The 14446-nt window shown below is 63.2% G+C and carries 14 protein-coding genes; 1 reads left to right on the top strand and 13 read right to left on the bottom strand.

The window, feature by feature from the left end:
- Positions 1-391: 391 nt before the first annotated feature.
- The 3 genes from ACWGS8_RS08130 to ACWGS8_RS08140 form a co-directional block, all read right to left on the bottom strand.
- The gene (locus tag ACWGS8_RS08130; protein WP_010910093.1) at positions 392-676 is read right to left on the bottom strand and encodes a DUF1467 family protein; all 285 of its coding nucleotides are present in this window, start codon (positions 674-676) and stop codon (positions 392-394) included.
- Positions 673-1077, bottom strand: coding sequence for a methylmalonyl-CoA epimerase (gene mce, locus ACWGS8_RS08135; RefSeq protein ID WP_454580435.1), 405 nt, complete (start codon positions 1075-1077; stop codon positions 673-675). The genes ACWGS8_RS08130 and mce overlap by 4 nt, the downstream gene beginning before the upstream one ends.
- A 210-nt stretch (positions 1078-1287) precedes the next feature.
- Positions 1288-1425, bottom strand: coding sequence for a hypothetical protein (locus tag ACWGS8_RS08140; RefSeq protein WP_454581283.1), 138 nt, complete (start codon positions 1423-1425; stop codon positions 1288-1290).
- On the opposite strand from ACWGS8_RS08140, the gene ACWGS8_RS08145 reads away from it, so the two are divergent.
- A complete protein-coding gene (locus tag ACWGS8_RS08145; protein WP_454581249.1) occupies positions 1375-2100 on the top strand; it encodes an MBL fold metallo-hydrolase in 726 nt (241 codons plus the stop codon). The two genes, ACWGS8_RS08140 and ACWGS8_RS08145, sit on opposite strands and share 51 nt — an antisense overlap.
- Positions 2101-2121: 21 nt before the next feature.
- Here the strand turns inward: ACWGS8_RS08145 and ACWGS8_RS08150 are convergent, their stop codons facing one another.
- The 10 genes from ACWGS8_RS08150 to nuoG form a co-directional block, all read right to left on the bottom strand.
- A complete protein-coding gene (locus ACWGS8_RS08150) occupies positions 2122-3792 on the bottom strand; it encodes a ribonuclease J (protein ID WP_454580436.1) in 1671 nt (556 codons plus the stop codon).
- 33 nt (positions 3793-3825) lie between these two features.
- Positions 3826-4647, bottom strand: a complete 822-nt coding sequence (locus ACWGS8_RS08155; protein WP_454580437.1) for a biotin--[acetyl-CoA-carboxylase] ligase — start codon at positions 4645-4647, stop codon at positions 3826-3828.
- Between the two features lie 4 nt (positions 4648-4651).
- Positions 4652-6088 carry an NADH-quinone oxidoreductase subunit NuoN gene (gene nuoN, locus ACWGS8_RS08160; protein ID WP_454580438.1) on the bottom strand — a complete coding sequence of 479 codons (1437 nt, stop codon included), beginning with the start codon at positions 6086-6088 and terminating at the stop codon, positions 4652-4654.
- A 19-nt stretch (positions 6089-6107) separates the two neighbouring features.
- Positions 6108-7613: an NADH-quinone oxidoreductase subunit M gene (locus ACWGS8_RS08165; protein ID WP_454580439.1), complete on the bottom strand. Its 1506-nt coding sequence runs from the start codon at positions 7611-7613 to the stop codon at positions 6108-6110.
- Positions 7613-9586, bottom strand: a complete 1974-nt coding sequence (gene nuoL, locus ACWGS8_RS08170) for an NADH-quinone oxidoreductase subunit L (protein WP_454580440.1) — start codon at positions 9584-9586, stop codon at positions 7613-7615. Before nuoL ends, ACWGS8_RS08165 begins: the two co-directional genes overlap by 1 nt.
- Positions 9587-9596: 10 nt before the next feature.
- Entirely contained in the window at positions 9597-9905 is a 309-nt protein-coding gene (gene nuoK / locus ACWGS8_RS08175; RefSeq protein ID WP_010910101.1) for an NADH-quinone oxidoreductase subunit NuoK, read from the bottom strand.
- A 1-nt stretch (position 9906) separates the two neighbouring features.
- Positions 9907-10527, bottom strand: coding sequence for an NADH-quinone oxidoreductase subunit J (locus ACWGS8_RS08180; protein ID WP_454580441.1), 621 nt, complete (start codon positions 10525-10527; stop codon positions 9907-9909).
- Between the two features lie 235 nt (positions 10528-10762).
- Positions 10763-11254 (bottom strand): NADH-quinone oxidoreductase subunit NuoI, encoded by a 492-nt coding sequence (gene nuoI / locus ACWGS8_RS08185; protein WP_135901350.1) that lies wholly within the window; start codon positions 11252-11254, stop codon positions 10763-10765.
- Positions 11254-12297, bottom strand: a complete 1044-nt coding sequence (gene nuoH, locus ACWGS8_RS08190) for an NADH-quinone oxidoreductase subunit NuoH (protein ID WP_032930718.1) — start codon at positions 12295-12297, stop codon at positions 11254-11256. The genes nuoI and nuoH overlap by 1 nt, the downstream gene beginning before the upstream one ends.
- A gap of 2 nt (positions 12298-12299) precedes the next feature.
- Positions 12300-14381: an NADH-quinone oxidoreductase subunit NuoG gene (gene nuoG, locus ACWGS8_RS08195; RefSeq protein ID WP_454580442.1), complete on the bottom strand. Its 2082-nt coding sequence runs from the start codon at positions 14379-14381 to the stop codon at positions 12300-12302.
- Between the last annotated feature and the right edge of the window lie 65 nt (positions 14382-14446).

Here is a 14446-nt window from a genome sequence, read left to right on the forward strand (position 1 = left end):
TTCCCAAGCAAAGCATGCCATACTATTGTGCAGTGCAGCACGAGAATGCCTGTTTCGAGGCAAAATTCTTCGTGACATTTTCATTCGGCTTAGGCTAGTGTGCCGCGATAACCGAGAGGGCGGAGAAAAATCTGCTCTCCTACGCGGTCAAAGTCTTGGGAGGATGCGATCTAGGCGCGGTTACTCGCGGCCGCCGGAAACCGGAAACAGATCGGACGCGTTTAATTGCAAGGCCTCGTGCCTTGCATTTTTTTTGTGCAATCATCTGGTTAGCGTGGCGTGCCGTCAGGTCACATGACGCGTCAGCAAACGGTCAGTCGTGAAGCATGGCAGGGTCTCGATCCCGCATCCGCGGCGCATCGGCGTCGTCGCATCGCCCTTGCCGGGCGATCTATTTCGCCGGGGTCTGGCCGAAATCCGGCACGATATGCGGGATGTCGTTGAGGCTGTAGCCGAGCCCGTGCGTCAGCCCGTAGAAAATGCCCATGAGGATCGCCGTGGCGATGGTGGTGCGTATCACCGCGCGCAGCATGTGCGGCCCTCGTGGCGCGCTTGGAACCGTGCCCAGCGTCACGTCATGATCGTCGTCCTGCGTGCGGACGCTGAACGGCAGCACGGCGAACAGCACCACCCACCAGGTCGCGAAAAACAGGGCGGTGAACGAAACCCAGCTCATGATTGCTCCAGTTCGATCAGCGTGCCGAAGAAATCCTTCGGATGCAGGAACAGCACCGGCTTGCCATGCGCGCCGGTTTTCGGATTGCCGTCGCCCAGCACGCGCGCGCCGGCGGCCTTGAGCCGGTCGCGCGCGGCCAGGATGTCGTCGACCTCGTAGCAGAGATGATGCATGCCGCCTGACGGGTTCTTCGCCAGGAAAGCGGTGATCGGCGAGCCCTCGCCCAGCGGTTCCAGCAATTCGATCTTGGTGTTGCCGACATTGACGAACACCACCGTGACGCCATGCTCCGGCAAAGCCTGCGGCTCCGTCACTTCGGCGCCAAGCGTGTTGCGGTAGGCGGCAACGGCAGCAGCCAGATCCGGCACCGCAAGCGCGACATGGTTGAGGCGTCCAAGCATGTGCGAGCTATCTCTCTTCTGTCCAGTGGCTGGCGTCATACGTCAAATCGGCTGAGATCAACAGCCAATCCCGAGGCGCGCACTGTCGCACTTTGGTGAACATTCCCCCGAATCGCGAACGAGGCTATTCCGGCCGGCAACAGCAAAGTACAAACGGCAATGTCATACATCCGCCCTGCCCGCGCCCGCGTTTTCACCTTCGATCTCGGCTCATTCAAGATTGCCGCTCTGCTCGACGCTGTCGATATCAGAGACAACCTCGCGGCAGCCTACGCGGCCGGACAGCCGCCGGCCGCGGTGCATCAACTCGCGGTCTCGAACTTCATCGACCGGGATCGTTTCGAACATTGCTTCATCCCGACGCTGATCGACACCGGATCCGAAAGGATCCTGTTCGACACCGGATGCGGCGATGCGGGCAGTTCACTCCTGGATTGCTTGCAGGACCTTGGGCTCGGGCCTGACGATATCGATGTGGTGGTCATCACCCACGGCCACCCGGACCACATCGGTGGGCTTGTCAGCAACGGCAAACCCGTTTTCAGCCGGGCTCGCTATGTGTTCGGCGCGGCTGAATTCGCTTTCTGGACCGCGGCAACAGCGGTGCGCGCGGCCAGGTTGGCCAACCGTGATCTGTTCCGGCAGATTTGCACCGGGCTGGCCGACCGGGCAACGTTCATAGCGCCTGGAGATGAGGCGCTGCCGGGCATTACCGCCATCGACGCGTCAGGCCATTCCCCCGGCTTGCTGGCATTTCTCGTCGAAAACGGCGGCCAGCGATTGCTGATCTGGTCGGATGCGTTCCTGCACTATGTCGTGTCCATCCAGCATCCGGAGTGGCATGCGGATTTCGATGATGACAAGGAACGGGCGATCGAGACCCGCAAGCGTTTGCTGAAGATGGCGGCGGACCAGCGCCTGCTGGTCGCCGGCCATCACATGCCGTTTCCGGGCCTCGGCTACATCGAATCGGTGAACGGCTCTTTTCGCTGGCTTCCGGTCAGCTATCAGCTGAACGTCTAGAGCAGCGAACCGACGTCATCCTCACCTCGTGACAAACACCGTCACCAGCGGTTTCTTGCCCCAGGCTTCGTTGGCGGCGCCGCGCACCGCGCGCCGCACCGCTTCCTGAACCAGGTCGAGGTCCTTTCGCCGCTGGCGGGGAATCGAGTCCACCGCGCCGACAGCCGCATCGATCATCAAATCCTCCAGCGCTTCGCCGCTGGCGTCGGCCTCGGCGACGCCGATGGCGACCAGATCGGGATCGCCGGCGAGCTCGTATTTGTCGTCGAGCACGACATTGACCGCGACATGGCCGGCAAAGGACAGTTTGCGCCGGTCGCGAATGCCCATCGCCTGATCGGTGCCGATCAGATTGCCATCTTTGTAGATGCGGCCGAACGGCACCTGGTCGATGATGGTGGCGGGGCCGGGAGCGAGCCGCAGCATGTCGCCGTCGCGCACCTGCGCCACCTGGCCGATGCCGGATGTCGACATCAGCGAGCCCTGCGCCACCAGATGCGCCGCCTCGCCATGCACGGGAACGCCGATCCGTGGGCGCACCCACTCATACATCTTGCGCAACTCGCTGCGCCGGGGATGGCCGGAGACATGCACCAGCGCGTCGCCATCCTCGATGATCTTGATGCCGAGATCGATGAGGCGGTTCTTGATCTCGAGGATCGCCTTCTCATTGCCGGGAATGGTGCGCGAGGAAAACACCACCGTGTCGCCCGCCGTCAGCGACACCGATTTCATCTCGTCGCGCGACAGTTTCGCCAGCGCCGCCAGCGGCTCGCCCTGGCTGCCGGTGCAGATGATGACCAGGTTTTCGCGCGGAATGAAGCCGAAATCTTCCTCGGCGATGAACTCCGGCAGGCCGTCCATATAGCCAAGCTCGTCGGCGACATCGATGACGCGCTTCAGCGAGCGGCCGAGCACCAGGCACTGGCGGCCGGCATCGCGCGCCGCCTTGGCGATGGAGACGATACGCCCGACGTTGGAGGAGAAGGTGGTGACGGCGACCCGGCCGACGGCACTCTGGATGACGCCCTTGAGCCCCTCGCCAACCGCCACTTCCGACGGCGATTCCCCTTCGCGCAGCGCATTGGTCGAATCGCAGATCAGCGCCAGCACGCCCTTGTCGCCATAGGCACGGAACCGCGCCTCGTCGGTCTTCGGCCCAATCGTCGGTTCCGGATCGATCTTCCAGTCGCCGGTGTGGATGACGGTGCCGGCCGGCGTGGTAATGGCCAGCGACATCGGCTCGGGGATCGAGTGCGCCACCGGAATGGCTTCGATCTCGAACGGACCGACGGTGAATTTCTCGCCCGCCCGGTAGATCGTCAGCGGAATCTTCGGCGCCCCCTGCTCGCCCTGCCGTTTGGCTTCCAACAGCCCGGCGCTGAACGGCGTCATCCATACCGGCGCCTTCAGCTTCGGCCAGGTGTCTAGCAGCGCGCCATAGTGGTCCTCATGCGCGTGGGTAATGATGATGCCGCGCAGATTGGCGAGGTTTTCCTCGATGAAGCGCGTGTCGGGCAGGATCAGGTCGACGCCCGGATGCGCCGCGTCGGGAAAGGTGACGCCGACATCAATAACGATCCATTCGCGCGCGCTCGGCGGGCCATAGCCGTAGAGGGCGAAGTTCATGCCGATCTCGCCGACGCCGCCGAGCGGTACGAAGACGAGTTCGGCGTTTTCCGCTTTCGCCATGATTTTTCCCTCCCTGGCCCTCAGGCCAGCCCATTATACCCGAGCGGACGCCACTGCGCCGAAATGCACGTCGCCGGCCGCGATCGTCAGGACGGTCCCCTCATCGTCGCGGATCACGAAACGGCAGTCCTCGTCAATGGTCTCGAACACCCCACGCACCACATTACCGTCAATTCTGACGGCAACCTCTCCGCCAAGCCCCGCCGCGCGCGCCAGCCAGCGCCGCCTGACGGCGGCTAGGCCGCGGCCTTCATCCCACAGGCGGGCATTCTCGCTCCAGGCATCCGACAACGCCAGGAACAAGGTCTCCGCATCGCATGTCGCGCCTAGAGCCTGCAGCGATGTCGCGGGATAAGGCAAATCCCTGGGGTGCGCCACCACATTGACGCCGATGCCGACCGCCACCGCGAAGCGGCCGCCCTCCAGTATCGCCGATTCCAGCAGGATGCCGGCGAGCTTCGCGCCCGAAGCAAGCACATCGTTCGGCCATTTCAGCTCGAAACGGTTTTGTCCCTGGCTCGCGCCATCGAGCCCGACGGCGATGCGGCCCTTCGGCACCACGGCGTCGAGTGCATCGGCGAGCGACAGTCCGGCGACGAAACCCAGCGTCGCGGCCAGGCGAAGTTCACCGCCGGTGATGACGAGCAGGGTCGCTGCGAGATTGCCTTCAGGCGACACCCAGGCGCGGCCGCGCCGGCCACGCCCGCTTTCCTGCTTTTTGGAAACGACCCACAGCCTGCCCGGGTCGCCTGCCCTTGCGTGGTCCAGCGCCACCGTGTTGGTGGAGCCGACGCTGTCGTGGGCCTCCAGCCGGAACCCTTCCGACGCCGAGGTTGGAGCCAGCCGAAATGCCATCCCGTCAGAAAAATGTTTTGGCGGCGGCTTCGGCATAGGTGCCGATCGGTCCGCCGATCAGCACATAGAACAGCACGAAGGCGCCGCAGACGCCGAGCACGACACGCAGTTCACTGGCCATCGGCACGAAGCCGCCGACCGGTTCGTCGAACCACATGATCTTGATGATGCGCAGGTAGTAGTAGGCGCCCACCACCGAGGCCAGCACGCCAATGATCGCCAGCGCGTAGAGGTTTGCGTTGATGGCGGCGAGGAAGACGTACCACTTCCCCCAGAAGCCGGCGAGCGGCGGAATGCCGGCCAGCGAGAACATCAGGATGGTGAGGATCGTGGCCATGATCGGATTTGTCGAGGACAGCCCGGCCAGGTCGCTGATCTGTTCGACATTGCCTTCCTTGCGCCGCATGGCGAGGATGAAGGCAAAGGTGCCGAGCGTCATCACCAGATAGATCAGCATATAGATGGCGACGCCACGCACGCCGGCCTGGCTGTTGGCGGCAAGGCCGACCAGCGCGTAGCCCATATGGCCGATCGAGGAATAGGCCATCAGCCGCTTGATGTTGGTCTGGCCGATCGCGGCGAAGGCGCCGAGCGCCATCGAGGCGATCGAGATGAAGACGATGATCTGCTGCCAGTCGGCGGCGATCGGCTTGAACGCGCCCATGGTGACGCGCACGATCAATGCCATCGCCGCCATCTTGGGTGCCGCCGCCAGGAAGGCCGTCACCGGCGTCGGCGCGCCTTCATAGACGTCGGGCGTCCACATATGGAACGGCACCGCCGAGATCTTGAAGGCAAGGCCGGCAAGCACGAAGACCAGGCCGAAAACGAGACCGAGCTGGCGCTGGCCACTGCCAAGCGCCGAGGCGATTTCCTGGAAGCCGGTGTTGCCGGTGTAGCCATAGACCAGGCTGATGCCGTAGAGCAGCATGCCCGACGACAGCGCGCCGAGGACGAAGTATTTCAGGCCGGCCTCGGTCGAACGCAGATTGTCGCGGTTGATCGCCGCCAGCACGTAGATGGCCAGCGACTGCAGTTCGAGGCCGAGATAGAGCCCGATCATGCCGTTGGCCGAGATCATCAGCATCATGCCTAGCGTGCACAGCAGGATCAGCACCGGATATTCGAACTTGTCGAAACGCTCCGTCTTGGCAAAGCGCATCGACATGACCAGCGTCACCGCCGAGCCGACCAGCGCAAGCACCTTCATGAAGCGGGAGAAGGGATCCTGGATGAAGGCGTTGCCATAGGCGCTGCCCTGCCCCGTGGAAAAGATCAGCCAGACGCCGGCGACCACCAGCACGGCGACGGCAAGGCCGGTGACCGTATTGGCGGTGTTGGCGCGCGAATAGGCACCGACCATCAGCAGCGCGAGCGCGCCGATGGCAAGGATCAGCTCGGGCGTCGAGAGCGACAGGCTGGAGAGAAGGTCCGGCGTCATGGTTCGCAAAACCCCTGGGTCAGTTCGCCGCCGCGGTCTGCGCGGCGCCGATGGATGCGGTGACATTGGTGACGAGCGACTTGACCGACTGGGCCGTCGCATCGAAGACGGGAGCGGGATAGACGCCGAAGAAGATGACCAGCACGACCAGCGGGTAGATGATCACCTTCTCGCGCGGCGAAAGGTCGAGCAGCCCCTTCAGGCTGTCCTTGGTCAGCGCGCCGAAGATCACCCGGCGGTAGAGCCAGAGCGCGTAGGCCGCCGACAGGATGACGCCGGTGGCGGCGAAGAACGCCACCCAGGTGTTGACCCGGAACACGCCGAGCATGGTCAGGAACTCGCCGACGAAGCCACTGGTGCCGGGCAGGCCGACATTGGCCATGGTGAAGACCATGAACACGGTGGCGTATTTCGGCATGTTGTTGACCAAGCCGCCATAGGCGGCGATCTCACGCGTATGCATGCGGTCGTAGATCACGCCGACGCACAGGAACAGGGCGCCCGAGACGAGGCCATGGCTGAGCATCTGGAAGATGGCGCCCTGCACGCCTTCCTGGTTCATGGCGAAGATGCCCATGGTGACGAAGCCCATATGGGCGACCGACGAATAGGCGATCAGCTTCTTCATATCCTCCTGCATCAGCGCCACCAGTGAGGTGTAGATGATGGCGACGACCGACAGCGTGAACACCAGCGGCGCGAACATTTCGGACGCCAGCGGGAACATCGGCAAGGAGAAGCGCAGGAAGCCGTATCCGCCCATCTTCAGGAGGATGGCGGCCAGGATCACCGAACCCGCCGTCGGCGCCTCGACGTGTGCGTCCGGCAGCCAGGTGTGCACCGGCCACATCGGCATCTTCACCGCGAAGGAGGCGAAGAAGGCAAGCCATAGCCAGGTCTGCATGCTGGCCGGGAAGCTGTGCGTCAACAGCGTCGGGATGTCGGTGGTGCCGGACTGGTAGAACATCGCCATGATGGCAAGCAGCATCAGCACCGAACCGGCGAGCGTATAGAGAAAGAACTTGAACGAGGCGTAGACGCGCCGCTTGCCGCCCCACACGCCGATGATGATGAACATCGGGATCAGGCCGGCTTCGAAGAAGACGTAGAACAGCACGATATCCAGCGCGCAGAACACGCCGATCATCAGCGTCTCGAGCAGCAGGAAGGCGATCATGTAGGCCTTGACGCGCTTGTCGATCGCTTCCCACGACGCCAGGATGCAGAGCGGCATCAGGAACGTCGTGAGGATGACGAACAGCATGGAAATGCCATCGACGCCCATATGGTAGGAAATGCCGGAGTCGAGCCAGGCTGCCTTTTCGACAAACTGGAAGCCGGCCTGCGAATTGTCGAAACCGGTCCAGATGAACAGCGAGACGATGAAGGTGAACGTCGTCGTCAACAGCGCGATAGCGCGGATGTTGCGGCGCGCGTTTTCGCTGTCATCCCTGATGAACAGGATCAGCAGCACACCAACCAGCGGCAGGAAGGTGACCAGCGAGAGGATTGGCCAGGCGGTCATCAGAGCATCATCCAGGTGACGAGTGCGGCAACGCCGATCAGCATGGCGAAGGCGTAGTGGTAGAGGTAGCCGGTCTGCAGCTTGACGACGCGGTTGGTGACATCGACGACGCGCGCCGAAATGCCATCCGGCCCGAGCCCGTCGATGACGGTGCCGTCACCGGTCTTCCACAGGAAATGGCCAAGCCGCTTGGCGGGCCGCACGAACAGGAAGTCGTAGAGCTCGTCGAAATACCACTTGTTGAGCAGGAAGGCGTAGAGCAAGCGATGGTTGGCGGCGACGCTGCGGGGCAGTTCCGGTGAGCGGATGTAGAACTTCCAGGCCACCGCGAAGCCGATCAGCATGGCGATGAAGGGCGACAGTTCCACCCACAGCGGCAGTTCGTGGATTTCGTGCAGGATGTGATTGTCCGGCAGCGTGAACAGCGACGCCTTCCAGAACTCGGCATAGCCTTCGCCGATGAAGGAATTGTGGAAGATGATGCCGGCAAACAACGCGCCGGCGGCCAGCACGAACAGCGGCACCAGCATCACCGGCGGCGATTCATGGACATGGTGCATCACCTCATGGCTTGCCCGCGGCTTGCCGTGGAAGGTCATGAAGATCAGGCGCCAGGAGTAGAAGGAGGTGAAGCAGGCGGCGATGACCAAAAGCACGAAGGCGAGGCCGGCAACCGAATTGTGGCTGGCAAAGGCGCTTTCGATGATGGCGTCCTTGGAGAAGAAGCCGGCGGTGCCGATGACGGTCACCGGAATGCCGACGCCGGTCAGCGCCAGCGTGCCGATCACCATCATCCAGTAGGTGGTCGGGATCAGCGACCTCAGGCCACCCATCTTGCGCATGTCCTGCTCGTCGGAGACGGCATGGATGACCGAGCCCGAACCGAGGAACAGCAGCGCTTTGAAGAAGGCATGCGTGAACAGGTGGAAGATCGCCGCGCCATAGGCGCCGACGCCGAGCGCCACGAACATGTAGCCGAGCTGCGAACAGGTCGAATAGGCGATGACGCGCTTGATGTCGTTCTGGACCAGACCGACGGTCGCCGCGAAGAAGGCAGTGAAGGCGCCGATGAAGGTCACCACGGTCAGCGCCGAATGCGACAGTTCGAACAGCGGCGACAGCCGCGCCAGCATGAACACGCCCGCCGTCACCATGGTGGCGGCATGGATGAGAGCCGAGACCGGCGTCGGGCCTTCCATGGCGTCCGGCAGCCAGGTGTGCAGCGGTACCTGCGCCGACTTGCCCATCGCACCCATGAACAGCAGCAGGCAGACGACGGTCATAGCGGCCTGCTTGTCCAGCGCATGGCCGAGGAAGGTCAGCACGGCAGCACCTTGCGGCGCGCCTTCGGCCGGAATGAACGTCGCCGCATTGGCGAAAATGGTGCCGAGATTGACCGAGCCGAACAGTACGAACACGCCGAAAATGCCGAGCGCGAAACCGAAATCGCCGACGCGGTTGACGACGAAGGCCTTGATGGCCGCGGCATTGGCCGACGGCTTCTTGTACCAGAAGCCGATCAGCAGGTAGGAGGCGAGACCCACGCCTTCCCAGCCGAAGAACATCTGCACGAGGTTGTCGGCGGTCACCAGCATCAGCATGGCGAAGGTGAACAGCGACAGATAGGCGAAGAAGCGCGGCCGGTTCGGATCGTGGTGCATGTAGCCGATCGAATAGATATGGACCAGCGCCGACACGGTGTTGACCACCACCAGCATCACCACCGTCAGCGTGTCGATGCGCAGCGCCCAGGATGCGTCCAGCCCGCCGGACTGGATCCAGTGCAGCACCGGCACGGTGAACACCTCGCCATGGCCGAAGCCGACGCTGAAGAAGGCTACCCACGACAGAACAGCCGAAATCACCAGGAAACCGGAGGTGATGTATTCGGATGCCTTGGCGCCGAGCGACGTGCCGAACAGGCCGACGATCAGGAAGCCGAGCAGGGGAAGGAAGACGATGGCCTGATACATGGTGGTTCCGTCAACCCTTCATCATGTTCACGTCTTCGACCGCGATCGAGCCGCGGTTGCGGAAGAAGACGACGAGAATGGCAAGTCCGATTGCGGCTTCAGCCGCCGCGACCGTCAGCACGAACAGCGCGAACACCTGGCCGACCAGATCGCCGAGCGCCGCCGAAAAGGCGACGAAGTTGATGTTGACCGCAAGCAGGATCAGCTCGACCGACATCAGGATGACGATGACGTTCTTGCGGTTCAGGAAGATGCCGAACACGCCGAGCGTGAACAGAACAGCCGATACGGTCAGATAGTGTGCGATGCCGACGACCATCTCAGACTCCTTCGCCCGACTTGACCTTGCGGATTTCCATGCCGGTGGCCGGCGTTCGGCCGACCTGGGCTGCGATCGACTGCCGCTTGACCCCTTCCTTGTGGCGCAGCGTCAGCACGATGGCGCCGATCATGGCAACCAGCAGGATGAGGCCCGAAATCTGGAAGTAGTAGAGGTAGTCGGTATAGAGGATGTCGCCGAGCGCGGCCGTGTTCGAACGCGCCGCGAGATCGGGAATGGGCTTCGCCACCGTCGAGGCCAGCTTCGGCGCGAATGTGTAGCCGCCCAGCACGACGATCAGCTCCGCCGCCAGGATCAGCCCGACCAGCGCGCCGATCGGCGCGTATTGCAGCGCGCCCTCTTTCATTTCGGCGAAGTCGACGTCGAGCATCATGACGACGAACAGGAACAGCACCATCACCGCGCCGACATAGACGACGAGCAGGATCATCGCCAGGAATTCGGCGCCGGTCAGCATGAACAGGCCGGCGGCGTTGAAGAAGGTCAGGATCAGGAACAGCACCGAATGCACGGGGTTGCGCGATGAAATGACCATGAACGCCGACGCCACGGCGACAAAGGCGAAGAGGTAGAAAAAGGCCGCCTCTAGTCCACTCAGCATTGGGGTTCCCCCGGGTTCCTGTCCGAACAGGACGCTCGTCCTGTTTGATTTCTGCGACCGCCTCCGGCCGTCAAGTTGCGTGTTCCTAGCCCATGTTCCGATCGGGTTAAAAGACCCGATCGAAAGAAACATGGGCCACTCTTTTCATTCCGGAGGATGATCTGGTCCGAAAAGTCTGCAACTTTTCGGGATCATCCTCTGGACGAGGCCCCTCGCCTCGTCCATGCGTCAAATATCAGCGGTACGGCGCATCCAACGAGATGTTGCGCGCCAGCTCGCGCTCCCACCGGTCGCCATTCGCCAGCAGCTTGTCCTTGTCGTAGTAGAGCTCCTCGCGCGTTTCCGTCGCGAACTCGAAATTCGGCCCCTCGACGATGGCGTCGACCGGGCAGGCTTCCTGGCAGAAGCCGCAATAGATGCACTTCACCATGTCGATGTCGTAACGCACCGTGCGGCGCGTGCCGTCATTGCGGCGTGGGCCGGCCTCGATGGTGATGGCCTGCGCCGGGCAGATGGCCTCGCACAATTTGCAGGCGATGCAGCGTTCCTCGCCATTGGGATAGCGGCGCAGCGCGTGCTCGCCCCGGAAGCGCGGGCTGACCGGCCCCTTCTCGTGCGGGTAGTTGATCGTCTCCTTCGGCGCGAAGAACTGGCGCATCGACAGGAAGAAGGCGCTGACGAAATCCTGCAGCAGCAGCGATTTTGCGGCCTGGGACAAAACGGACATCACGCAAACCCCGTGATCTTGAGGAAGGCTGCGGTGGCGACCACCATGAACAGCGAGATCGGCAGGAACACTTTCCAGCCCAACCGCATCAGCTGGTCGTAGCGGTAGCGCGGCACGAAGGCCTTCACCATGGAGATGCCGAAGAACACGAAGCAGACCTTCAGCACGAACCAGATGACGCCGGGCACCCAGGTGAAGGGCGCGAAGTCGAAGGGCGGCAGCCAGCCGCCAAGGAACAGGATGGTGGCCAGCGCGCACATCAGGACGATGGCGACATACTCTCCGAGGAAGAACAGCAGGAACGGCGTCGACGAATATTCGACCATATGGCCGGCGACCAGTTCCGATTCGGCCTCGACCAGGTCGAAAGGCGGCCGGTTCGTCTCGGCCAGCGCCGAGATGAAGAAGATGATGAACATCGGGAACAGCGCCAGCCAGTTCCAGTCGAGGAAGGTGTTGGGCAGGCCAAGCCGCGTGCCGATTCCATCATGCTGCGACAGCACAATGTCGGACAAATTGAGCGAGCCGGCGGTGAGCAGCACGGTGACGATGACGAAGCCGATCGAGACTTCGTAGGACACCATCTGCGCGGCCGAACGCAGCGCGCCGAGGAACGGGTATTTCGAGTTGGACGCCCAGCCGCCCATGATCACGCCATAGACCTCGAGCGAGGAGATGGCGAAAACATAGAGGATGCCGACATTGACGTTGGCGATCGCCCAGCCCTGGTTGACCGGAATGACCGCCCAGGCCGAAATCGCCAGCACCGCCGACACCAGCGGCGCCAGAAGGAACACGCCCTTGTTGGCGCCGGACGGGATGACCGGTTCCTTGAAGACGAATTTCAACAGGTCGGCGAAGGCCTGCAGCGTCCCCCAGGGGCCGACGACGTTCGGACCGCGGCGCAACTGCACCGCCGCCCAGATCTTGCGATCGGCGTAGAGGATGTAGGCCACGAAGATCAGCAGCACCACGATCAGCACGACTGACTTCAGAAGGATCAGCAGCGCAGGCAGCACGTAGAAGGAGAAGAAGGTGTCCATGCTTATTCCGCCGCCTGCTTGAAGCCGCTCTTGGCCAGTGCCGAGCATTCCGCCATCACGGCCGACGCCCGCGCGATCGGGTTGGTCAGGTAGAAATCCTTGACCGGCGAGGTGAAGGTGCCCTTGTTCAGCCGTCCGCCGAGCTTCGCCACGCCGGCGATGTCCTCGGCACTGCCGGCTGCGACCTGATCGATGCGAGCCAGATGCGGGTACTCGCCATAGAGTTTGGCGCGCAGTTGCGGCAGCGAATCGAACGGCAGTTTCTTGCCCAGCACGTCAGACAGGGCCCGCAGAATCGCCCAGTCCTCGCGCGCGTCGCCCGGGGCGAAGCCGGCGCGGTTGGTCTGCTGCACGCGCCCTTCGGTGTTGACGTAGGTGCCCGACTTTTCCGTGTAGGCGGCCGCCGGCAGGATGACATTGGCGCGGTGCGCGCCGTGGTCGCCATGCGTGCCGATATAGACGACGAAGGAGCCGCCCGTCTTGCCCATGTCGATTTCGTCGGCGCCGAGCAGGAACAGCACGTCCGTTTCGCCCAGCATGCCGGCGACATCCTTGCCGCCCTTGCCCGGCACGAAGCCGAGATCGAGGCCGCCGACTCTCGCCGCCGCATTGTGCAGCACGGCAAAGCCGTTCCAGTCGGCGCGAGCGGCATTGACGGCAGTGGCGAGCTTCGCCGCCTGGCCGAGCACGGCCGCGCCGTCGGCGCGCGCCAGCGCGCCCTGGCCGACGATGATCAGCGGATGCGTCGCCTTCTTCAGCGTCTGGAAGAACTTGCCATTGCCGTCGGCCAGATCCTTGAGCGAATCCGGCCCGGCGCCGAGCAATTCATACTCGTAGCGCGTGTCGCCGACATCGCCGATGACGCCGACCGGCAGATTGCCGACCCGCCAGCGCTTGCGGATGCGGGCATTGAGCACCGAGGCTTCGAATCGCGGATTGGCGCCAATGATCAGCACCGCGTCGGCCTGCTCGATGCCTTCGATCGTCGGGTTGAAGATGTAGCTGGCGCGGCCGAGCGCCGGATCGAGTGCGGCGCCATCCTGGCGGCAATCGACATTCCTGGAGCCGAGCGAAGCCATCAGCAGCTTCAGCGCATAGATTTCCTCGACCGCCGCAAGATCGCCAGCGATGGCGCCGATCTTCTCGGGCGTCGTCTTCGACACCGCTTCCTTGATTGTCGCGAACGCTTCGGCCCAGCTTGCCGCAACCAGCCTGCCGTCCTTGCGCACATAGGGACGGTCGAGGCGCTGCGTGCGCAATCCGTCCCAGATGAAGCGGGTCTTGTCGGAAATCCACTCCTCGTTCACCTGCTCGTTGACGCGCGGCAGGATGCGCATCACTTCGCGGCCGCGGCTGTCGATGCGGATCGCCGAGCCGACAGCGTCCATCACGTCGACGGATTCGGTCTTGGTCAATTCCCACGGCCGCGCCTGGAAGGCGAAGGGCTTGGAGGTCAGCGCGCCGACCGGGCACAGATCGATGACATTGCCCTGCAGTTCCGAGGTCATCGCCTGTTCGAGATAGGTGGTGATCTCTGCGTCCTCGCCACGGCCGATCAGGCCGAGTTCGGAAATGCCGGCGACTTCCGTGGTGAAGCGGACGCAGCGCGTGCAGTGGATGCAGCGGTTCATCACCGTCTTGACCAGCGGGCCGATATACTTGTCTTCGACCGCGCGCTTGTTTTCGTGGTAGCGCGAGGAATCGACGCCGAAGGCCATCGCCTGGTCCTGCAGGTCGCACTCGCCGCCCTGGTCGCAGATCGGGCAATCCAGCGGATGGTTGATCAGCAGGAACTCCATCACGCCTTCCCTGGCCTTCTTGACCATCGGCGTGTTGGTGAAGATTTCCGGCGGCTCGCCATTGGGGCCGGGGCGCAAATCGCGCACGCCCATGGCGCAGGATGCCTGCGGCTTGGGCGGCCCGCCCTTCACCTCGATCAGGCACATGCGGCAATTGCCGGCGATCGACAACCGCTCATGGAAGCAGAAGCGCGGCACTTCCGCGCCCGCGTCTTCCGCCGCCTGCAGCAGCGTGTAATGGTCGGGTACAGTGATCTCTTTCCCGTCGACCTTGAGCTTTGCCATTCGCTTCAAACCCCTGCGGATTTCCCGCAATCTCATTTCCCGGGCGCGACAGACGCGGCACCCGG

Source organism: Mesorhizobium sp. 43Arga (genome assembly GCF_053714255.1).